This is a genomic window from Rhodococcus sp. 06-221-2 (genome assembly GCF_002258365.1).
In the GTDB taxonomy this organism is placed as follows: Bacteria; Actinomycetota; Actinomycetes; order Mycobacteriales; family Mycobacteriaceae; genus Rhodococcoides; species Rhodococcoides fascians.
Genome location: NZ_NOYJ01000033.1, coordinates 286,657 through 299,357, shown reverse-complemented (window position 1 = coordinate 299,357; position 12,701 = coordinate 286,657). Strand labels below are relative to the sequence as shown.

General features: G+C 66.4%; 10 protein-coding genes and 1 pseudogene. 7 read left to right on the top strand and 4 right to left on the bottom strand.

The genetic code is table 11. The annotated features are described in order from the left end of the window. Positions 1-579 (top strand): annotated as a pseudogene (gene yczE, locus CH281_RS27615) (membrane protein YczE); the annotation flags it as partial. Between the two features lie 11 nt (positions 580-590). On the opposite strand, the gene glgX reads toward yczE, so the two are convergent. After that, a complete protein-coding gene (glgX, locus tag CH281_RS20895) occupies positions 591-2,747 on the bottom strand; it encodes a glycogen debranching protein GlgX (protein ID WP_094695492.1) in 2,157 nt (718 codons plus the stop codon). A 61-nt stretch (positions 2,748-2,808) separates the two neighbouring features. Here glgX and CH281_RS20890 point away from each other — a divergent pair, with 61 nt between their 5' ends. From CH281_RS20890 to CH281_RS20870, 5 genes are read left to right on the top strand one after another with little or no spacing between them, the layout of a single operon-like run. After that, a complete protein-coding gene (locus tag CH281_RS20890; protein WP_027496614.1) occupies positions 2,809-3,630 on the top strand; it encodes an ABC transporter ATP-binding protein in 822 nt (273 codons plus the stop codon). A gap of 47 nt (positions 3,631-3,677) precedes the next feature. Beyond that, positions 3,678-4,493, top strand: coding sequence for an NUDIX hydrolase (locus tag CH281_RS20885; protein ID WP_094695458.1), 816 nt, complete (start codon positions 3,678-3,680; stop codon positions 4,491-4,493). A 24-nt stretch (positions 4,494-4,517) separates the two neighbouring features. Then, a complete protein-coding gene (locus tag CH281_RS20880) occupies positions 4,518-5,297 on the top strand; it encodes an enoyl-CoA hydratase/isomerase family protein (RefSeq protein ID WP_032366354.1) in 780 nt (259 codons plus the stop codon). 56 nt (positions 5,298-5,353) lie between these two features. Further along, positions 5,354-6,412 carry a class I SAM-dependent methyltransferase gene (locus CH281_RS20875; protein WP_032370757.1) on the top strand — a complete coding sequence of 353 codons (1,059 nt, stop codon included), beginning with the start codon at positions 5,354-5,356 and terminating at the stop codon, positions 6,410-6,412. 54 nt (positions 6,413-6,466) lie between these two features. Continuing rightward, on the top strand, positions 6,467-7,639 hold the full coding sequence (locus CH281_RS20870) for a THUMP-like domain-containing protein (protein WP_094622406.1): 1,173 nt from the start codon (positions 6,467-6,469) through the stop codon (positions 7,637-7,639). Here CH281_RS20870 and CH281_RS20865 read toward each other — a convergent pair. Further along, positions 7,627-8,955, bottom strand: coding sequence for an outer membrane protein assembly factor BamB family protein (locus tag CH281_RS20865; protein WP_094695457.1), 1,329 nt, complete (start codon positions 8,953-8,955; stop codon positions 7,627-7,629). The two genes, CH281_RS20870 and CH281_RS20865, sit on opposite strands and share 13 nt — an antisense overlap. A 151-nt stretch (positions 8,956-9,106) precedes the next feature. On the opposite strand from CH281_RS20865, the gene CH281_RS20860 reads away from it, so the two are divergent. After that, positions 9,107-9,868, top strand: coding sequence for an acyltransferase (locus tag CH281_RS20860; RefSeq protein WP_027496620.1), 762 nt, complete (start codon positions 9,107-9,109; stop codon positions 9,866-9,868). Between the two features lie 53 nt (positions 9,869-9,921). On the opposite strand, the gene CH281_RS20855 is transcribed toward CH281_RS20860, so the two are convergent. Both CH281_RS20855 and CH281_RS20850 read right to left on the bottom strand, forming a co-directional pair. Beyond that, a complete protein-coding gene (locus CH281_RS20855; protein WP_094695456.1) occupies positions 9,922-11,169 on the bottom strand; it encodes a glycosyltransferase family 4 protein in 1,248 nt (415 codons plus the stop codon). Next, a complete protein-coding gene (locus CH281_RS20850; RefSeq protein WP_094695491.1) occupies positions 11,166-12,680 on the bottom strand; it encodes a 1,4-alpha-glucan branching protein domain-containing protein in 1,515 nt (504 codons plus the stop codon). The genes CH281_RS20855 and CH281_RS20850 overlap by 4 nt, the downstream gene beginning before the upstream one ends. Positions 12,681-12,701: the final 21 nt, after the last annotated feature.

Sequence of the window (12,701 nt, the reverse complement as noted above, 5' to 3'; positions counted from 1 at the left end):
ATGCCTTTCTCACCGCTACGCGTCGCCGGCCGTCGTCTCCCGTCTCGCCTGACGGCGCTCTACGTCGGGCTGTGGCTGTACGGCGCGTCCATGTCGCTGATGATCGCCGGTGGGCTCGGCGTCAACCCCTGGGATGTGTTCCACCAAGGTCTGTCGCGGCACCTGTCGCTCAGCTTCGGAACCATCACTGCCATCACCGGCGTGGCGGTGCTCCTGATGTGGATACCGCTGCGGCAGCGTCCGGGTTTGGGGACCGTGAGCAACGTGATCGTCATCGCTGTCGCCGTGGATACGACGTCGGCGATCCTGCCCCATCTGGACGGGCCGATCGTTCGGACACTGGCAATGGTGTCGGGCATCGTCGTCAATGCCTTCGCCACGGCGCTCTACATCGGTGCGGGAATGGGCCCGGGCCCCCGAGACGGTTTGATGACCGGGTTGGTGGCGCGCACCGGATGGTCGATTCGCCTCACTCGCACGGGAATCGAACTGACAGTGGTACTCACCGGCTGGCTGCTCGGCGGAACTCTCGGTGTGGGTACGGTGCTCTACGCGCTCGGGGTAGGACCGCTCGTGCAGCTGTTCATGACTCACCTACCGGCGCTGCGGAACACGAGAACGGTGGAGCCGGTCACCGAAATCTTCGAACCTGCCTCCAGTGCAGTGGTATCGGGTGGGACGCCGTCCACGCGAGAGGAATCGAGGACGGGCACGAATCGAGACGACGACCAACTGGGGCAGGCCAGCGTGATCTCCGCGGGACCGCCGGAATGCAAGATCAGCAACGAACTCGCGTCGTCCACCTGCCCGCCGTCGGAGGCGTAGGAACGCACGTCGGACCCGTCGACCCAGGCGGAGATCGTGCGCACCGAATCGTCGTTCCATCTGTCGTGATCGAATTCGATTCCGGCGGAATCGAACCAGACGAGGTCCGGTCGACCGGTCGGCGTCGCCCGGCCGGTGAAGAACTCCTGCTGACGCAGTGTCGGGGCGCTCGCACGTACGCGCAGCAGGCGCGCCACGAAGCGAATCATGTTCTGGTCCGCGCTGTTCCAGTCGACGGCCCAGGCGTCGGATGCCGGTGCATCGTGAGATACGCAGTAGGCGTTGTTGTTTCCGCCCTGGCTGTGGCCGAGTTCGTCACCTGCGAGCAGCATCGGTGTTCCGGTCGACAGCGTCAGGGTGGCAAGCAGGGCACGGACGTGTCGTCCACGGTCTCCGAGGACGGAGGGATCGTCGGTCGGACCCTCGACGCCGTAGTTGACCGAGGAGTTGTTGTCGGTGCCGTCTCTGTTCTCTTCGCCGTTGGCTTCGTTGTGCTTTCGTTCGTACGAGACCAGATCGTGTGCGGTGAATCCGTCGTGTGCGGTGACGAAATTGATCGACGCCCACGGCAGTCGACCGCTGCCGGCATAGAGGTCCTCGGAACCGGCCAGGCGGGAAGCCAATTCGCGCACTCCGTGATGGCCGGCCCAGAATCCTCGTACGGTATCTCGGTAGCGGTCGTTCCACTCGGACCACATGACCCCGAAGTTGCCCACCTGATATCCGGCACCGGTCGCATCCCAGGGTTCGGCGATCAACTTGACGCCCGACAGCACCGGATCGGTACCGATCGCGGTCAACAGCGGTGCACGAGAATCGAATCGCCAACCGCCCGGTCGGCCGAGCGTACTGGCCAGGTCGAATCGGAATCCGTCCACGCCCATGTCCTGCACCCAGTACCGCAGGCTGTCGCACACCATGCGAACCACGGCGGGAGACGCCGAATCGAGTGTGTTGCCGCAACCGGTCAGGTCGACGTCGGATCCGCGACCGTCGAGCAGGTAGTACCCCGGCGCGTCGAGACCCCGCCAACTGATCGACGGCCCGTCGACCGCGGATTCACACGTGTGGTTGTAGACCACGTCGAGGATCACTTCGATCCCTGCGCTGTGCAACGCGTCGACCATCGTCCGGAACTCGTCCACTTCGTTGCCTCGCACGGCGGCGAAACGCGGATCGGGAGCGAAGTACGCACCCGTGGAGTAGCCCCAATGGTTTCGCATCCCTCGAGCGCGCACGCCGGGTTCGGTGAACGTGGTGTGGACCGGCAGCAATTCGACCGACGTGATGCCCGTTCGAGCCAGGTGTTCGAGTACGGCCGGTTGCGCGAGCCCGAGGTAGGTGCCACGAAGGTGTTCGGGTACGCCGTTGTGGCGCGCGGTGAACGACCCGACGTGCAATTCGTAGAGCACGGTTCTGTCCCAGGGAACGGCAGGCCTCACCGGTCGGTCGCCGTTGTCCGACGGTCCGCGGACGACGCCGAGCGGGAGGTGGCCGAGGGAATCGCGACTGCTGGGGGCTCCGAACGGGTCGTCCTCGTAGGCCAACAGGGCCGCGGGATCCCCGAAGTCACCGGACACCTGTCGGGCGGACGGGTCGAGCAGGATCTTGGCCCCGTTGAATCGTCGGCCCGAGTGGGGATCCCAGATGCCGTGCGCGCGAAAGCCGTACCGCACGCCTGGCCCGACGTCGGGGACGAAGGCATGTCTGATGCCGAAAGTCCGGTTGGTCAACTCCACGCGCCGCTCGCCGCCGTCCGGGTCGATCAGACATACCTCGACGCCATCCGCACCGGGAGCGTGGACTGCGAATTGCGTACCAGTGGGATGCGCAGTGGCACCCAGGGGGAACGGCTGCCCGGGCGGGTTCACGCGAGTGACCCCGTCGACGGGACGGCGGGAGGTGCGAGGTACATCGTCAATGGGCGACACGCGTGCACATCCTGCCGTGTCTGCGCGGGGAGTGTGCGGGAGGATAGGAGCCGTGTCTGAACCGGATCCCGACCTGCTCGTAGATTTCACCGATGTCGTAGTCCGCCGAGGTGGCGTGACGTTGGTGGGTCCCGTCACCTGGAAGGTGGAACTGGACGAACGGTGGGTCGTACTCGGGCCCAACGGTGCAGGTAAGACGTCGCTGCTCCGTATCGCTGCCGCCGAGATCCATCCCACGTCCGGTGTCGCTCACGTCCTCGGTGAGGTGATGGGCAGAACCGATGTCTCGGAACTGCGTCCTCGAATCGGCTTGTCGTCGTCCTCGTTGGCGCACCGAATCCCTGCCGACGAACTGGTCTCCGATCTGGTCGTGTCCGCCGGCTACTCCGTGCTGGGGCGCTGGCGGGAGAAGTACGACGCGATCGACACCGAACGGGCCGTCGAGATGCTCGAGAGCCTCGGGGCCGAGCATCTGGCGACGCGGACCTACGGCACCCTGTCGGAGGGTGAGCGCAAGCGTGTACTGATCGCCCGTGCCCTGATGACCGACCCCGAACTGCTGTTGCTGGACGAGCCCGCTGCCGGCCTCGATCTCGGTGGCCGCGAGGAATTGGTAGCCCGGTTGGCCGATCTGGCCGCCGACCCCGACGCTCCCGCGACCGTGCTGATCACCCACCACGTGGAGGAAATCCCGCCCGGCTTCAGCCACGCACTGCTCCTCAAGGAGGGCGGCGTGGTTGCTCAGGGCCTGGTCGACGACGTCATCACGGCGGAGAACCTGACCGAGGCATTCAGCCAGTCGATCACCCTCGATCGCGTCGACGGTCGCTACTTCGCGCGGCGCACGCGCGCTGCCGGGGCGCACCGCCGCTAGAGCGGACCCCGTGCCCGGGCGCACCGGCTCAGCGGTACGTTGCGGAGATGAGCTCGAGCACCGCCGCCGATTCCGTTCCAGCACGTGATGCGTCGACCGTCATTCTGATCCGTGACGGCCGATCACAACCCGGCATCGAGGTGTTCCTTCTCGAACGCGTCGGCGGGATGGCGTTCGCGGGCGGCATGACGGTATTTCCCGGTGGCGGTGTGGATCCGTCGGATGCGGCTGCGGACATCGAGTGGGCAGGTCCGCCGCCGTCGTGGTGGGCCGACCGGTTCGGTACCGACGAGGGGAAGGCGCAGGCGCTGGTGTGCGCAGCGGCGCGCGAGACGTTCGAGGAGTGCGGCGTGTTGTTGGCCGGTCCGACGGCGGATTCGGTGGTCGCCGACACCGCCCCGTTCTCTGCGGAACGCGGTCGACTGGAACGCCGGGAGCTGTCGTTCGCCCAGTTTCTCACCGACCACGATCTGGTGCTGCGAGCAGATCTGCTGCGGCCGTGGTCGCACTGGATCACCCCGATCGGTGAAGCCCGACGTTACGACACGAGGTTCTTCGTTGCCGTGCTCCCCGAGGGTCAGAACGCCGACGGTGAGACCAGCGAGGCCGCGTCGGTGAGCTGGCGTTCGGCCGAGGACGCGTTGACGGACTGGCGTTCGGGGACCACCGTCCTGCTGCCACCGACGTGGAGCCAGCTCGATGCGCTCGGCCGTTTCGAAACGGTGGCCGACGTTCTCGATCACGAGCAGACGATTGCGGCGGTCCTGCCCGTCCTGACCCGGGAGAACGGCACCGTCCGAGTGGAGTTCGACGGCGAGGACGCGTACTACGCGGGCACGGTGCATCCCTGGTCGGATCGCTGAACTCGGGCGCGGTAGCCTTCGGCCATGGCTGAGTTCGTGACTCTCGAAGTATCCGACGGTATCGGCACCATTCGCTTGGATCGCCCACCGATGAACGCGCTCAATCGTCAGGTGCAGGAGGAGATCCGGGCTGCGGCACGCGAGGCCACCGTGAACTCCGACGTCAGAGCGGTCATCGTCTACGGCGGCGAGAAGGTGTTCGCGGCCGGTGCCGACATCAAGGAAATGGCGGCAATGTCCGTCGTCGAGATGACCGATATCGCGGCGGAACTGCAGTCCGCCCTCGGCTCGCTCAGCACGATTCCCAAACCGGTCGTGGCCGCAGTGACCGGATACGCACTGGGCGGTGGACTAGAGGTCGCGCTCGGCGCAGACCGACGCATCGCCGGAGACAATGCCAAGCTCGGCGTTCCCGAGGTGCTGCTCGGAGTCATTCCCGGGGGCGGCGGCACGCAGCGCCTGGCCCGTCTGATCGGGCCCAGTCGCGCCAAGGACATGGTCTTCACCGGCCGTTTCGTCGGAGCAGAGGAGGCCCTGCGCATCGGTTTGGTGGACGAGGTGGTCGCGCCGGACGAGGTGTACAACGCGGCACGCGCATGGGCGGGGCAGTTCACGACCGGAGCGTCACGCGCTCTGGCTGCGGCCAAGGCGTCCATAGATCAGGGGCTGGACGTCGACCTGACCAACGGACTGCGCGTCGAGGCACAGCAGTTCGCGGCTCTGTTCGCCACCGAGGACCGCACCGTCGGGATGGAATCCTTCATCGCCAACGGACCGGGAAAGGCCGCTTTCACCGGGCGTTGAGCATCGAGGTCGGTGGACGAACTTGTTCCATGGCTACCGGATAGTAGGCTCGCCTCATGACTGCAAGCCCCCACGACGGTGCGAATCGACCGACTGCTTCTGTGACGCCTCTCGTCTCGGCCGAGGCGCGAGACCGCGAGGTCGATCCGGCACCGAATCCGCACGCCACGGCCGAGCAGGTCGAGGCAGCGCGGTCGGACACCAAACTGGCGCAGGTGCTCTACCACGACTGGGAAGCCGAGACCTACGACGACAAGTGGTCGATCTCCTACGACGAGCGCTGCATCGATTACGCCCGAGGCAGGTTCGATCAGGCGGTGTCCGGTGACGCATCGGCTCGAGCGGCTCTGCCGTACGGTCGTGCGCTCGAATTGGGTTGTGGCACAGGTTTCTTCTTGCTCAACCTGATGCAGGCCGGGATTGCCGACAAGGGCTCGGTCACCGACCTCTCACCCGGAATGGTCAAGGTCGCGCTGCGCAACGCCGAGCACCTCGGACTCGATGTGGACGGCCGGGTGGCCGACGCAGAAACGATTCCGTACGACGACGACACCTTCGATCTGGTGGTCGGTCACGCCGTGCTCCACCACATCCCGGACGTCGAGCAGTCTCTGCGAGAAGTTCTGCGCGTTCTCAAGCCGGGTGGACGCTTCGTCTTCGCAGGCGAGCCGACCACGGTGGGCAACTTCTACGCTCGCTGGCTGGGCCGTATCACCTGGGAAGCGACCACTCGTGCCACCAAGCTGCCGTTCCTGGCGGATTGGCGCAAGCCACAGGAAGAACTCGACGAGTCCTCGCGAGCTGCAGCACTCGAGGCCGTCGTGGACCTGCACACGTTCGATCCGACCGACCTCGAGAACATCGCGTTGTCGGCGGGTGCCGAGGCCGTTCAGGCGAACACCGAAGAATTCGCTGCCGCTCTGCTCGGGTGGCCGGTGCGCACGTTCGAGGCTGCCGTTCCGGCAGGCAAGCTCGGCTGGAACTGGGCCAAGTTCGCGTTCAACGGGTGGAAGACGCTGAGCTGGGTCGACGAGAAGGTCTTGCAGCACGTGGTACCGCGAGGCATGTTCTACAACGTGATGATCACCGGAACCAAGCCCGCGCCCCGCGCTTGATTCGTTCCACCACCGTCGGCCGTACGGCCGACGCTGCATCGATCGGTCCCAACCGTGGGCTATGACTTCACCGGCACCGACCTCGACTTCCTGCGAAGCGAGGCCGGTGCCGAGGCACTCGGTGCAGTCGACCGACTCGAGCTCGACGCGCGAACTTCTCTGCGCGATATCGCCTCGGTACGTGCCCGCTACCCCGAGCACGTTGCGGCCCTCGTCGAGACGGTGACGGTGCGGCGGAAAGCGCGGGCGAAGCTGCTGGGATCCGACGGCTGGCTCGTCACCGACGACGCGGTGCAGCAGGCGACGCCGACGACCGTCGCTCGCAGGCGCGCGGACCGCCTGGCCGGACGGCGGGTGCACGATGTCACCTGTTCCATCGGCAGCGAGCTGGCGGCGTTGGTCGACACGACCGAACTTGCTGTGGGAAGTGACCTGGACCCGATTCGGGTGCGCATGGCTGCCCACAACGTGCCCTCCGCGACGGTGCTGCGCGCCGACGCACTGACCCCGACGACACGGGGGACCGTGATCGTGGCCGATCCCGGACGACGCGTCGGTGGTCGTCGACGGCACGATCCCGCAGCGCTCGAACCTCCGTTGCCGGATCTCCTCGACGCGTATCGGGGGCGAGATCTGGTCGTCAAATGCGCTCCCGGGCTGGATTTCGATGCCCTCGATTGGCCCGGTGAGATCGAGGTGGTCTCCCTCGACGGGGGAGTACGCGAGGCGTGCCTATGGTCGGAAGGTCTCGGCGACAGCGGAATTCGGCGTCGTGCCGCGGTCCTGCGATCCGACGGAAGTGCACTCGAGATCACCGACGCCGAGTCGGACGAGATTCCCGTTCGGCCGCCCGGTGAATACATCGTGGATCCGGACGGTGCGGTCGTGCGGGCCGGACTGGTGCGGCATTACGGTGCCAAATTCGGCCTCTGGCAATTGGATCCGAGGATCGCGTACCTGACGGGCGACGCCGTACCCGTCGGCGTGCGTGGTTTCCGAATCCTCGAACAGTCGAAGTTCTCGGAGAAAGTGCTTCGGCAGCAACTCAATCGACTGGGGTGTGGCGCGGTGGAGATCCTGGTGCGCGGAGTCGACGTGGATCCCGCGTTGCTCAGGCCCAAACTCAAACTGCGGGGTCGGGTCTCGCTGTCGGTCGTCATCACTCGCATCGAGCGCTCGGCCGTGGCGTTCGTCTGCGAGCCGGGCGCGGTCCGTCAGCCGGTGTAGGTGAAGATCTCGCCCAGGTAGCTCGCCGTGACGACCTGCCCGTCGGGACCGACGGACGTGCCCACGGTGGTGCCGACGACATCGGGTAGGGGCTGCGAATCGATACTGTCGCCCGTCGCCGCGTCGAACGTGAGCAGAGCCAGCCCGTCGCCGTCGCGAACGACGGTGTGGCCGCGCCCGTCCGCGGATTGTGCTGCTGCCCCGGCCTGTTCGACGTCGTCGCGAACCCACACGCGCTCGGCCGAGTCGCCGTTGTCTCGGAGTCCCATCAGGGTGCCGTCGCCGCCGGCCGGGACGATGGTGCCGTCCGAGGCGATCGATGGACTGCCTCCGATTCCGAGTCCCGTGCCCTCGGTCCACTTCTGTTTCCCGTCCGAGGTGTCGAATGCGGTCAGTCGCCCGTCGACGTCGGCGATGTAGACCGTCGATCCGTCCTCGGAGAGCACCGGGCTCGATGCGACGCCTGCTGGGAGGAGGTCCGAGGACCACCGTTCGACGAGTCCAGGTGCGCCGTCGCGGGAGTACTGCAGCGAGACGAGTTGCGGCGCAATCGAACCCGGTCGCCACAGGGTCAGGTAGATGGCGTCGCTGTCGCGGTCCACCGCGGGCGCGGCAGGCACAGCGCATTCGGATTCACCCGAACTGCACTGGGCGAGTCCGGTGTCCATCGGCTCGAAGTCCGCATCGGGGTCGGTCAAGAAGTCCGGGGCCGGAACGAGATCGAGAATGGGTACTCGCAGTTGGCCGTTCTGGGAATCGAGGACACTGACCTGACCCATCTGGGTGATCGACAGCACGCTGCCGTCGCCCAAGAACTGGGCGGATTTCGGAACACCGTATACCGGTGTACGCCAACGTAATTGCCCGTGATCGTTGTACGAGTTCAGCCCGCCTTCGTCGCCGATGTAGACGTTGATCGCAGAATCGACGGTGGGGGTGGCGGTCACCACGGAAGGGCCGATCCGGTTGCACCAGCGTTTGCGGGCGGACTCGATCTCGAACGAGAACAGATTGCAACCCGATTCCGTTGCGGCAGTGACGAACATCTGACCGTTCGAGCCGATCGATACCGGTGACGTCACGGTGCCGCCGGTGGGTCGAGTCCAGTCCAGCGTCAGTGGAGCACCGACCGATACGTCCGTCGAGCCACTGTTGCGGAGGTTCGCGTGCGCCGCGGGCCAGGAGTCGGGCGAGAGCGGTTCGATGGCAGCAGGTTCCGTGCTGCACCCGGCAAGGGTCAACAGGACCGTCGCAGCCACTGCAGTCAGACCCTTGCCTGCTCCGGACGTCGAACCTGCACCGAACCCGACACGCATTCGAGCACTCCCCATGATGTCCGTTGTGCCCTTTCGATCGGCGGTCGCTCGGCCTGCTGCGCCGATGCCCGGGCATCGGTCGAGAGACAACACTAGCCCGCTGACGGGTGCCGGCAGAGAGCGGGCGAGCGAGAAACTAGGGTGAACGTCCATGACGAGTATGTGGAACGCGCCGCTGCGAACACGCTGGCGCGGGTCGAGACGACGCGACAGCGAGCAGGCGCGGTTTCTCACGCGGGCGTCCCTCGACTGGGTGCTCGCCAACAAGGCCTACACCCCCTGGTACCTGGTTCGGTACTACCGTCTGGCCAAGTTCAAGCTCGCGAACCCGCACGTGATCCTGCGGGGCATGGTCTTCCTCGGCAAGAACGTCGAGATTCACTCCACCCCTGAACTGTCTCGCCTCGAGATCGGTCGGTGGGTCCACATCGGCGACGGCAATGCCATCCGGTGCCACGAGGGTTCGCTCCGCATCGGAGACAAAGTGGTGTTCGGCAAGGACAACGTCGTCAACACCTACCTCGACATCGAGATCGGCGCGTCGACGCTCGTGGCCGACTGGTGCTACATCTGCGATTTCGACCACCGGATGGACGACGTGAACATGCCCATCAAGGACCAGGGAATCGTCAAGGGCCCGGTACGAATCGGACCCGATACCTGGATCGCCGCCAAGGTGACGATCCTGCGGGAGACCAGAATCGGGCGAGGCTGCGTCCTCGGTGCCCATGCCGTCGTCAAGGGTGAGATTCCGGATTACAGCATCGCCGTCGGTGCCCCGGCCAAAGTCGTCCGCAATCGCAAGACGGCGTGGGAGGCCGGCGCAGCCGAGCGAGCGAAGTACATCGCGGCACTCGAGGACATCGCGCGCAAGAAAGCTCTCGGTCAGGCCGAGGCGGCGCGGGAGAGCTGAGCCCCATGTGAGTGGAACCTCGTAGTGGACTACGAGGTTCCACTCACATGGGGTCAGCTGCGATCGGGCAGGGCGCGTTCGACGATGTGCGGGCGACCCAGCGGATGGCGAACCTTGCGCTTGGCTTCGAGGTACACCCGAGCCGTCGACTCCGCGACGTGCTTCCAGTCGAAGTCGACGGTGAGACGTTCCCGAGCGGCGACGGCTCTCTCCTGCGCCGCATCGGCGTTGTCCAACACCCGCCGCACCGCCGCCGTCAGCGCGGCCACATCACCCGGAGCGAAGGACAGCCCGGTGACGCCGTCGACGATCGCCTCGCCGAGTCCGCCGGCCGTCGATGCCACCAACGGAATGCCTGCTGCCGCGGCCTCGAGGGCGATGATGCCGAAGGGTTCGTACCGGCTGGGAAGGACGATGGCGTCGGCGCCGTGCAGCCATCCGAGCAGATCGGAGTGGTTCAGGTTGCCGAGGAACGACACCGACCTGGCGACGCGGTGGGTGCGTGCCAGACCTGCCAGCCACCCGAACTGAGTGCCTTCGCCGGCGATGTGCAGCGTGGTGCCGGGGTGACTTCGTCTGACGCGTGGCAGAGCGGCTATGGCGTCCTGGATGCCCTTCTCGTATTCCAGACGACCGACGAAGAGCAATTTCGCGGGCTCGGAGCGGGGCTGTCGGCGTCGGAAACTCCACGCGGATCCGTCGATGCCGTTGTGAATGACCGAGACCGCCGACTCGGCGACGTCGAACAGGGCTGTGACCTCGTCCTTCATCGACGCCGAGCACGCGATGATCGCGTCGGAATCGTTCGCGAGCCACCATTCGATCGAATGGACCTGGCGGTTGACGGTGCCCGAGATCCAGCCGCTGTGCCGTCCGGCCTCGGTGGCATGGATGGTCGAGACCAGCGGCACGTCGTAGAACTCGGCCAGAGCGATGGCCGGGTGCGCGACCAGCCAGTCGTGGGCGTGGACGACATCGGGCTGCCAGCCGTCGCCGAGGCCGGGTTTACCGAGGGCGACCCCTGCCCGCACCATGGCGTGCCCCATCGCCAGAGTCCACGCGAGCATGTCCTCTCCGAACACGAAGTGCGCCGGATCCTCGGCGACGGCGACCACCAGTACGCCGTCCTCGATGTGGTGGGAGGTGGGATGGGTGGACGCGTCGGTGGCGGTCGGTCGACGCGAGAGGACGACGACCTCGTGCCCGCAGCGCACCAACTCGGTCGCCAGGTGATGAACGTGGCGACCCAGCCCGCCGACCACCACGGGTGGGTACTCCCACGACACCATCAGAACTCTCATCTACGCCCCCCTGGGCCTTCTCGGCGTGCACCGGGCAGTCTGCGTGCGTCCAGCGCCGCGAACAGTCCGTCTGCGTGATTCCATTGCTGCGCCAATTCTTCGGCTCGGGCCGGGTGCTGCTGCGCGGCAGCGATTTCACGTAGCGCATGTGCGTGGACGTGAGCTCGCTCTCGGGCGTATCCGGCCGCGGAGTCCTTGCTGACCATGAACGCCCAGTCGCTGGCCACGGCCATGAGTGTCTCACGCAGAATCTGATCGTCGACTCGATTGCGCAGTTCGGGGCCACCCGCCCGGCTTCGGACGGCACGGGAGGCGTCGACGGCATCGAGCGCGGTCCGGGACACCTCGGCGTTGAGTTTCACCAGGTCGGCGACGTCGTCGCCTGCCCACACGCGCCAGTCCTTGCCCGATCCCCAGGAAGAATCCTGCAGTTCGAGTGGGGCTCCGACGTATCCCCGTTCCCGGGCATCGTTCAACGTTCCGACGGTGACTCCCGCGGCGGGCAGTGCGCGCATCAACTTCTCGAGCCACTGTGGCCCCTCGTGCCACCAGTGTCCGAACAGTTCGGTGTCGAAGGCGGCCACCACCACGGCATCGTGGCCGATCCGCTCGGATTCGGAGATCAATCGCCGACGCACCACGTCGACGAAGTCGGCGACGTGACGGTCCACTGCTGCCGCGGCACGCTCGGGTTCGTAGGGAGCCTTGTCGTTCGAGTCGACGGTGCGGCCGGTGACCCGGGCCGGTTTGAGTCCGGTCGCGTGGTCGTAGGTGTGGAAATCTCGGTAGGCACCGTGGCCCGGGTAGCCGGACTTCGGTGACCAGACGCGGTAGCTGACCGGGAGGTCGCGCCCGAACGCGACGACGTCCGAATCCCACACGGGCCGGCCGAGGGAGGTGTCGCCCCGCATGGCGGGGCCGTCGACCATGAAGTGCGAGACACCTGCGGCCGCGTATTCGGTTTCCATACCGGGGGTGAATCCGCATTCCGGTGCCCAGATACCGCGGGGCGTGGTGCCCCATCGGGCGGCGGCGTCGCGTAGGCCCTCGCTCAGGGAGAACCGCCGCAGTCTTTCGTCGAGCAACGGTTGGAACGGGTGCGCGAGCGGCCCACCCAGCAGTTCGACGATACCCGTGTCGATCAGCGGACGAAGTACTGCCGAGCCGCCGTGTCGCCATCGCGTCTCGAAGCGGTCCAGAGCTGCAGCGGATGCCCGGTGTTCGCGTATCGAGAGCGCGGGGTCGGTTGCCTCGTGCGCGCGTAGCTGCCAGTTTCCGAGCCAATGGTGCATGCCGGCCAGGCAATGTGGATCGTCGAGCTGGGCCGCGAGTACCGGAGTGACGCCGAGCGAGAGGACGTCGGCGTAACCGTCGTCGGCCAGCCGTTCCAGTGCCGCGGTCAGTGGGAGGTAGCAGTCGGCCCAGGACTGGTACAGCCATTCCTCGCCGACGGGCCACCTGCCGTGATTGGCCAACCAGGGCAGGTGGGAGTGCAGAACGAGGGAGAACATGCCCGGCACGGTGGCACCGGA